This window comes from Saccharospirillum sp. (assembly GCF_040881935.1).
In the GTDB taxonomy this organism is placed as follows: domain Bacteria; phylum Pseudomonadota; class Gammaproteobacteria; order Pseudomonadales; family Natronospirillaceae; genus Saccharospirillum.
Genome location: NZ_JBBECH010000032.1, coordinates 22282 through 29528 on the forward strand (window position 1 = coordinate 22282; position 7247 = coordinate 29528).

7 protein-coding genes are annotated in these 7247 nt (G+C 55.9%); all 7 read left to right on the plus strand.

All coding sequences use genetic code 11. The features are described from left to right. Positions 1-246 precede the first annotated feature (246 nt). From ugpA to WEB54_RS05210, 7 genes are read left to right on the plus strand one after another with little or no spacing between them, the layout of a single operon-like run. Entirely contained in the window at positions 247-1128 is an 882-nt protein-coding gene (ugpA, locus tag WEB54_RS05180) for a sn-glycerol-3-phosphate ABC transporter permease UgpA (protein ID WP_368053891.1), read from the plus strand. After that, positions 1128-1979, plus strand: coding sequence for a sn-glycerol-3-phosphate ABC transporter permease UgpE (ugpE, locus tag WEB54_RS05185; RefSeq protein WP_368053893.1), 852 nt, complete (start codon positions 1128-1130; stop codon positions 1977-1979). Before ugpA ends, ugpE begins: the two co-directional genes overlap by 1 nt. A 12-nt stretch (positions 1980-1991) precedes the next feature. Next, positions 1992-3074, plus strand: a complete 1083-nt coding sequence (locus WEB54_RS05190) for a sn-glycerol-3-phosphate import ATP-binding protein UgpC (RefSeq protein WP_368053895.1) — start codon at positions 1992-1994, stop codon at positions 3072-3074. Further along, positions 3071-3799 (plus strand): glycerophosphodiester phosphodiesterase family protein, encoded by a 729-nt coding sequence (locus WEB54_RS05195; protein WP_368053897.1) that lies wholly within the window; start codon positions 3071-3073, stop codon positions 3797-3799. Before WEB54_RS05190 ends, WEB54_RS05195 begins: the two co-directional genes overlap by 4 nt. Positions 3800-3851: 52 nt before the next feature. After that, positions 3852-4664 (plus strand): DeoR/GlpR family DNA-binding transcription regulator, encoded by an 813-nt coding sequence (locus tag WEB54_RS05200; RefSeq protein WP_368053899.1) that lies wholly within the window; start codon positions 3852-3854, stop codon positions 4662-4664. Beyond that, positions 4661-5452, plus strand: a complete 792-nt coding sequence (locus WEB54_RS05205; protein WP_368053901.1) for an HAD-IIB family hydrolase — start codon at positions 4661-4663, stop codon at positions 5450-5452. The genes WEB54_RS05200 and WEB54_RS05205 overlap by 4 nt, the downstream gene beginning before the upstream one ends. Before the next feature lie 6 nt (positions 5453-5458). After that, positions 5459-7102 carry a Na/Pi cotransporter family protein gene (locus WEB54_RS05210; protein ID WP_368053903.1) on the plus strand — a complete coding sequence of 548 codons (1644 nt, stop codon included), beginning with the start codon at positions 5459-5461 and terminating at the stop codon, positions 7100-7102. The last annotated feature ends 145 nt before the right edge of the window (positions 7103-7247 follow it).

Sequence of the window (7247 nt, forward strand, 5' to 3'; positions counted from 1 at the left end):
GCCACCGAATGCACCCCTGTGGGGTCGGCGTCAATCCATCCATGGAGCCTAGGCCGCAGCATCCCTGCTGCGGACTACCCCACAGGGGTACATTCGGCATCCGCCGCTTGTCATCCGGGCAGACTCCAAAACTTGAGACGGCATGACACAACTACGGAGCCACTTGGCTCCTTTAACGCCGGTACCCGAACATTCCTATTCGGTTAGCGGCGTCCTTTTTTTCACTTTTGCGCAACGAGCCAATCCATGCATGACAATGCGGTTTTCAGCCATAAAGTGCTGCCCTATTTTCTGATCGCCCCCCAGCTGATTATCACGCTGGTGTTTTTTATCTGGCCTGCTGGCCAGGCGCTCTATCAATCGTTTTTGATTGAAGATGCCTTTGGATTCTCGGTGGAGTTTGTCTGGTTCGAAAACTTCACCTACTTGCTGACAGACCCGGAATACTGGAACAGCGTCCGCGTCACCTTTGTGTTCAGTGCCATGGTGGCACTGGTCGGTATGATTCTCGCGCTGTTGCTGGCCGCTATGGCCGACCGGGTAGTAAAAGGCGCATCGGCCTATAAAACCCTGCTGATCTGGCCATACGCAGTGGCTCCGGTTGTCGCCGCCGTATTGTGGTGGCTGATGTTCAATCCTTCCATGGGCGTATTGCCGTTCTGGATGGATGCCTTCGGCTATGACTGGAACCATTACGTCAATTCCGGCGAGGCGATGACGGTGGTGGTTATTGCCTCGGCCTGGAAACAGATCAGCTATAACTTTTTATTTTTCCTCGCGGGCCTGCAAGCCATCCCCCGTTCGCTGATTGAAGCGGCAGCCATTGACGGCGCCAGTCCGTTCAAGCGGTTCTGGCAAATTGTGTTTCCGCTGCTGTCACCCACCGCCTTCTTTTTGCTGGTGGTGAACATTGTTTATGCCTTCTTTGAAACCTTTGGCGTCATTCATGCCACGACGCTGGGCGGGCCTGGCAGCTCAACCAAGACACTGGTATACAAAGTATACGAAGACGGTTTTGTCGGACTCGACCTTGGCGGCTCGGCGGCTCAGTCCGTCATTCTGATGATCATTGTGATTACGCTGACGGTGGTCCAGTTCCGTTACGTTGAGAAGAAGGTGCAATACTGATGGTAGAGAATCGCCCCTGGCTCACCTTTACGCGGCACCTGGTTCTGATTCTGGGGGTGTTTATTATCGGCTTTCCGATCTGGATCGCGCTGGTGGCTTCCACTAATTCGTCCAGTGAATTTGTATCCGGGCTGATGCCGCTCTGGTTCGGTGATGAAGGCTTCGGAAACTTTCGCCGTGTGCTGAATAACGAGGAACGGGTGCTGGGCGTTACCGTCTCGGCTTCGTGGATGATGTGGAACAGTTTTATTATGGCGATGGTCATCGCCGTCGGGAAGATTGTGATCTCTATTCTCTCGGCCTATGCCATCGTCTATTTTCGTTTTCCGTTTCGCAAAACCTGTTTCTGGTTGATTTTTCTGACGCTGATGCTACCGGTTGAGGTACGTATTTTGCCGACCTATGAAGTGGTGGCCAGCCTGGGGATGCTGAATTCCTATGCGGGCCTGACCATTCCGCTGATCGCCAGTGCAACCGCCACCTTTCTGTTCCGCCAGTTTTTTATGTCGGTGCCCAGCTCGCTGATGGAAGCGGCACGCATTGACGGCGCCGGTCCGTTCAAGTTCTTCAAGGACATTTTGCTGCCGCTGTCGGTGAACAATATTGCCGCGCTGTTTGTCATTCTGTTTATTTACGGCTGGAATCAGTATCTGTGGCCGTTGCTGATCACCACCGATGAGAACTATTACACCATTGTGATGGTGATCAAACGGCTGATGTCGGCCGGTGAAGGCAACATTCCATGGAACATTATTATGACCACCACCATTCTGGCCATGCTGCCGCCGGTTATCGTAGTGCTGGGCATGCAGAAACTATTCGTCAAAGGCCTGATTGAGCAGGAAAAATAAAGGGGATTGAACGTGGCCACAGTGTCATTGAAAAACATCAACAAAACCTACGCCAACGGTCATCAGGCGATCGAGAATTTAAACCTCGACATTACCGATGGTGAAATGCTGGTGCTGGTCGGGCCTTCCGGGTGTGGCAAGTCGACCTCACTGCGCATGGTGGCCGGTTTGGAAACCATCACTGGCGGTGATTTGTACATCGACGATGTGCGGGTGAATGATCTGGAACCTTCCGAGCGAGACATCGCCATGGTGTTTCAGAACTACGCGCTCTACCCGCACATGTCGGTATACCAGAACATGGCGTACGGTTTGAAGAATCGCAAGGTGCCCAAAGAGGAGATCCAGCAGAAGGTCGAGAAAGCCGCCGGGATTCTGGAAATCACCAATTTGTTGCATAACAAACCCGGCCAACTCTCCGGCGGGCAACGCCAGCGCGTAGCCATGGGCCGCGCCATTGTGCGTAACCCCAAGGTGTTTCTGTTTGACGAACCACTGTCGAATCTGGATGCCAAGTTGCGCGTACAAATGCGTATCGAGATCAAACGACTGCAACAGGAGTTCGCAACCACCGCCATCTACGTCACCCACGATCAGGTCGAAGCGATGACGCTGGCCGACCGGTTGGTGGTGATGAATGAAGGCAATGTTGAACAGGTTGGCCCGCCAATTGAACTCTATGAGAAACCGGCCACCCAGTTTGTTGCCGGTTTTCTGGGCTCACCGGCAATGAACTTTCTCGACGCCACCCTGATTGGCAACCGCCTGGTATTGCCGGGCGATGTAGCGCTGGAACTGAACGACCCGCAGTTACCGGCCGATGCCCATAACCTTGATGTTGTGCTCGGCATTCGCCCGGAACACATGGAAGCCTGTGACGAACCGGAGGCAGACTTCACACTCAGCGTCGACATGATTGAACCCCTGGGCGCCGATACACTCTTGTACGGTAAATTCCCGGGCAGCAATACGCTGATCACCTCCGAACAACCCGGCAAGCTGGAATTCAAGCGCGGCCATCGGCTGGCGCTGCGCATTGACCGGGAACGTTGTCATCTGTTCGACAAGGCCACGGGCAAGAGAGTCGGCTCATGATTGCCAGCAAGCTAATCGCGCATCGCGGTGCCGCCCTGCTCGCACCGGAAAACACTCTGGGCGCCCTGTCCAAAACGAAAGAAATCGGCATACCCTGGGTCGAAATCGACATTAACCGCCTGGGGGATGGTACCCTTGTCATGTTTCATGATGACCAGTTGGGCCGGCTGACCTCTGCCCGGGGCCGGCTTGCCGACCAGCGCTGGCAGGATGTCGAGTTGCTGGACATCGGCAGCCATTTTTCCGCCGAGTACAGCGGTGAGCGAATGGCCACGATCAGCCAGACACTGGATCATATTCAAACACTGGGGCTCGGCTTGAATCTGGAAATCAAGGTCTACCCGGAGTTTACGCCCGAGCAGATCGTGTTCGACACCATCAAGGCGCTGGATAAACAGTGGATTGATTTCAGTAAACTGCTGATCTCAAGTTTCAGCACCGAGGTGTTAAACTTGCTGCACCAGTGGCGGCCAGACTGGCAATGTGGCCACTTGTGGGAACGAATACCCGCAGACTGGCCACAATTGGCTGAAGCGTTAAATCTGGTCAGCGTGCACTGCGACCACCGGTTTCTGACCGAAACGCAGATACAGGTTATTCGCAGCAGCGGGCTCGATCTTTACTGCTACACCGTGAACGACCGCAGCCGCGCGCAGCAACTTTGGGATCTGGGCGTCGATGGCATTATCACCGATAACCCCCTGGCGTTAAGCCGTATGGATTAAGCGCGCGTGAAACTGACTGTGAAGCCCGCTTTTGTACCGGAACCCTGAGCCGATGAAAATCACCGAGCGCCAACAAGCCATTCTCGACTGGGCCCAACAACAAGAGCACCTGGAAGTCGATGCTCTGGTAGATCGCTTTGGGGTAACGCCACAGACGATTCGACGCGACATTAATCAACTCTGTGAGAGCGGCCTGTTACGCCGGCGTTATGGTGGTGTCAGCCTGCCTTCGTCGGTGTCCAACCTGTCGTTTACCTCGCGCCAGGTTTTGAACCAGTTCGCCAAGCAATCCATCGCGCGCACAGTGGCAGCGATGATTCCGGATAACTCGTCGGTTTTTCTGGGCATAGGCACCACGCTGGAATTTGTTGCGCGGGAACTGTCGCAACACCAGGGACTGAAAGTGTTGACCAACAATCTCAACATTGCCTCGCTGTTGTGCAACAGCCCAAACATTGATGTCATTGTCTCTGGTGGCCAGTTGCGCCACAACGATCATGATGTGGTTGGTCAGGAAACCACCCGTTTCTTTTCCGATTACTATGCCGACTATGGCCTGATCGGCACCGGCAGCCTCGACCCGGAACGCGGTCTGATGGACTTTGACATGCGCGAGGCCCAAATCAGCCGGGCCATTCTCGACAACAGCCGACACCGGGTACTGGTCGCCGATGTCAGCAAATGGGAGCGCCAGGCGCTGGCGCGCGTCGCTCCCTTTACCTCGCTGGACTGGTTCGTTACCGATCAGTTGCCGGACACCCCAACCGACTGGCGGCCCTCTGCACTCAGGGTATTTGAAACCGGCAGCCCTTTGGACGACGCCCAGCCAGCCCTTACTGATTCTGAGGTCACCCCCAACGAATGAAGACTTTGAATTTTAGCCAGGCGCGGTTTTTGTTTACCGACGTCGACGACACCCTGACCAGCCACGGCCGATTGCTGCCGAAAACCTACCAGGCGCTCTGGACACTGGCCGATGCCGGCATTCACATTATTCCGGTCACCGGTGGCTGCGCCGGCTGGTGTGATCAGATCATTCGCACCTGGCCGGTGGCCGGTGTTATTGGCGAAAGCGGCGGCTTTTATATTGTTAAAGATGCCGAGCAACGCACGCGCTGGCACTACTGGCAGGACCTGGCATCTCACCGGGCTGACCAGGCGGCCATCGTGCAGACCATCGATAACCTGCCGCTGCCCTTTGAGGTAAAATACGCCAAAGACCAGTCGTTCCGGCACGTCGATGTCGCCATTGACTATAATCAGGATACCCGTCTGACTCCGGAACAGGCCGACACCGTGGTACACTCGTTACGCCAGGCCGGGTTCAGCGTTAAAAAAAGTTCGATCCACCTTAATGTCTGGCGTGGTACGTTCGATAAAGGCTCCATGGCTCGCCGACTGCTCGCCGAGCAATGGCAACTGACGGACGAACAGATGCAACAGCAGGTGGTCTTCGTCGGCGATGCCCCCAACGATGAAAGCATGTTCGAGTTTTTCCCCAACTCGGTGGGCGTTGCCAATATTGCCAGGCATCTTGATCAAATGACGCACCACCCCAAAGCCATTACTCCCTCTGCCTCGGGCGATGGGGTTACCGAACTGATTCAAACCTGGCTTACCAGCAAAGGGCAGCCAACAACACTGGGACGATAACGGAACATGGGTGTTCTGATTCAACTGGCCGGCGCCATTGCCCTGCTGCTGTGGGGCATCCGCATGGTCCAGACCGGCTTCAGCCGGCTGCTCGGCAGCCGCATGGAACGTCTGCTGCGCAAAACCACCCGCAATCGTCCCCTGGCGTTCAGCAGCGGTGTCAGTGCGGCATTTTTGCTGCAATCCTCAACCGCCGTTGTGTTGATGGTCGGTGGTTTTACCGCTTCCAACATGATGACGCTTACCGCCGCACTGGCCACGGTGCTGGGCGCTGAGTTCGGCGCCAGCCTGGCCGCCTTTCTGCTTAACCTCGATGTTCAGGCACTGGCGTTGCCGCTGGTACTGGCTGGCTTTGTATTCTTCAAGAACAGCACCAGCCGTGCCTGGAAACACGCGGGGCGCATCACCATTGGCATCGGCCTGGTGCTGTTGTCGCTCGATCTGATCGGTGATTCCACCTCGATGTTGGGCGACAGCGACATCATGGCGCTGATCATCAACCGGGTTGAATCCGACTCGGCGCTGGCCATTACCTTGCTGGCCATTCTAACCTGGCTGATTCATTCCACCCTGGCCAGCGTGTTGCTGATTGCCCAATTCGTCAGCGACGATGCTATCAGCATGAGTGCGGGGCTGTTTATGTTGCTGGGCGCGAACCTCGGCGGGGCTATGCCCGCGCTGATCGCGGGTTGGTCGTTGAACCGCAAGGGCCGCCAGGTGGTGATTGGCAACCTGCTTTTTCGTGGCGTTGCCATGGTGCTCGGGTTGCTGATTCTGACGCTGACGGCCGGCCTGCTAACCGACTTCCTGCCAAGCGGCTCTGTTGGCATCGTCGTCGCACACAGTCTGTTGAATCTGATCAACGGTCTGCTGCTTCTGGTGTTCCTGCCCTGGCTGTTGCCGCTGATTAGCCGCACGGCCCCCGGGGAGGAAGAAGGCACTGATTTATCGCAGGAAGACGAGATGCCAATTTATCTCGCCATCGACGATATTCACAACCCGCGCCGGGCAATCGCCAATGTGCGCAACGAGGCGATGCACATTGCTGATGTTGTGTTTCGCATGCTCAACAACAGCATGGATGCTTTCGACGATAAAGAACTCGCGCGCCAGATCAGCGAACTGGACGACGATATCGACCGGCTGCATCGCGAGGCACTGAATTACATTCTGTCGATCGACAAGTCGGATCATTCGCTATCGACCCAGCCTTTACGGCGTGAAATCATCATTTATATGACCAATCTGGAGCACATTGGCGACATCATCGATGCCAGCCTGATGCACCAGGCGCGCACCAAAGTACGCAACAATGTCGATTTCGATGCGGACCAGAAAGCGGTGCTCAACCGGCTGCACGATGAACTGGTCGATGCCTTCCGTCTGTCACAGGCGGTGTTTACCAGCGACAGCCTGACCCTCGCTCAGGATTTGCTCGCGGTGAAACGCAATTACCGGGCTGAAGTGATGGCCGCACGCCACGCTCACCTCGATCAGCTGGGAGGCCACCACTCGGAAAATCTGCTGTCGACACAGATTTTCATCGACGTGCTGCGCGATTTACAGCGCATCTGCTCACACCTGACAGCCGTGGCTTACCCGGTGATCAAACGCAAGAAAGCCGAAGTGGCGTCTGCCTCGGGCGATTGACAGTACAGCGGATTAATCCGTGTCGGCCACCGGGTGTACTCCTGCGGGGTCGGCGTAGATCCATCCATGGAGCCTAGACCGCAGCATCCCTGCTGCGGACTTCCCCGCAGGAGTACACCCGGTAGCCGACACTCAATTCTCAGGC

Excerpts from the sequence above, each read along its gene's own strand:
- ugpA (WP_368053891.1), top strand. The coding sequence starts at position 247 with ATGCATGACAATGCGGTTTTCAGCCATAAAGTGCTGCCCTATTTTCTG.
- ugpE (WP_368053893.1), top strand. The coding sequence starts at position 1,128 with ATGGTAGAGAATCGCCCCTGGCTCACCTTTACGCGGCACCTGGTTCTG.
- WEB54_RS05195 (WP_368053897.1), top strand. The coding sequence starts at position 3,071 with ATGATTGCCAGCAAGCTAATCGCGCATCGCGGTGCCGCCCTGCTCGCA.
- WEB54_RS05200 (WP_368053899.1), top strand. The coding sequence starts at position 3,852 with ATGAAAATCACCGAGCGCCAACAAGCCATTCTCGACTGGGCCCAACAA.
- WEB54_RS05205 (WP_368053901.1), top strand. The coding sequence starts at position 4,661 with ATGAAGACTTTGAATTTTAGCCAGGCGCGGTTTTTGTTTACCGACGTC.
- WEB54_RS05210 (WP_368053903.1), top strand. The coding sequence starts at position 5,459 with ATGGGTGTTCTGATTCAACTGGCCGGCGCCATTGCCCTGCTGCTGTGG.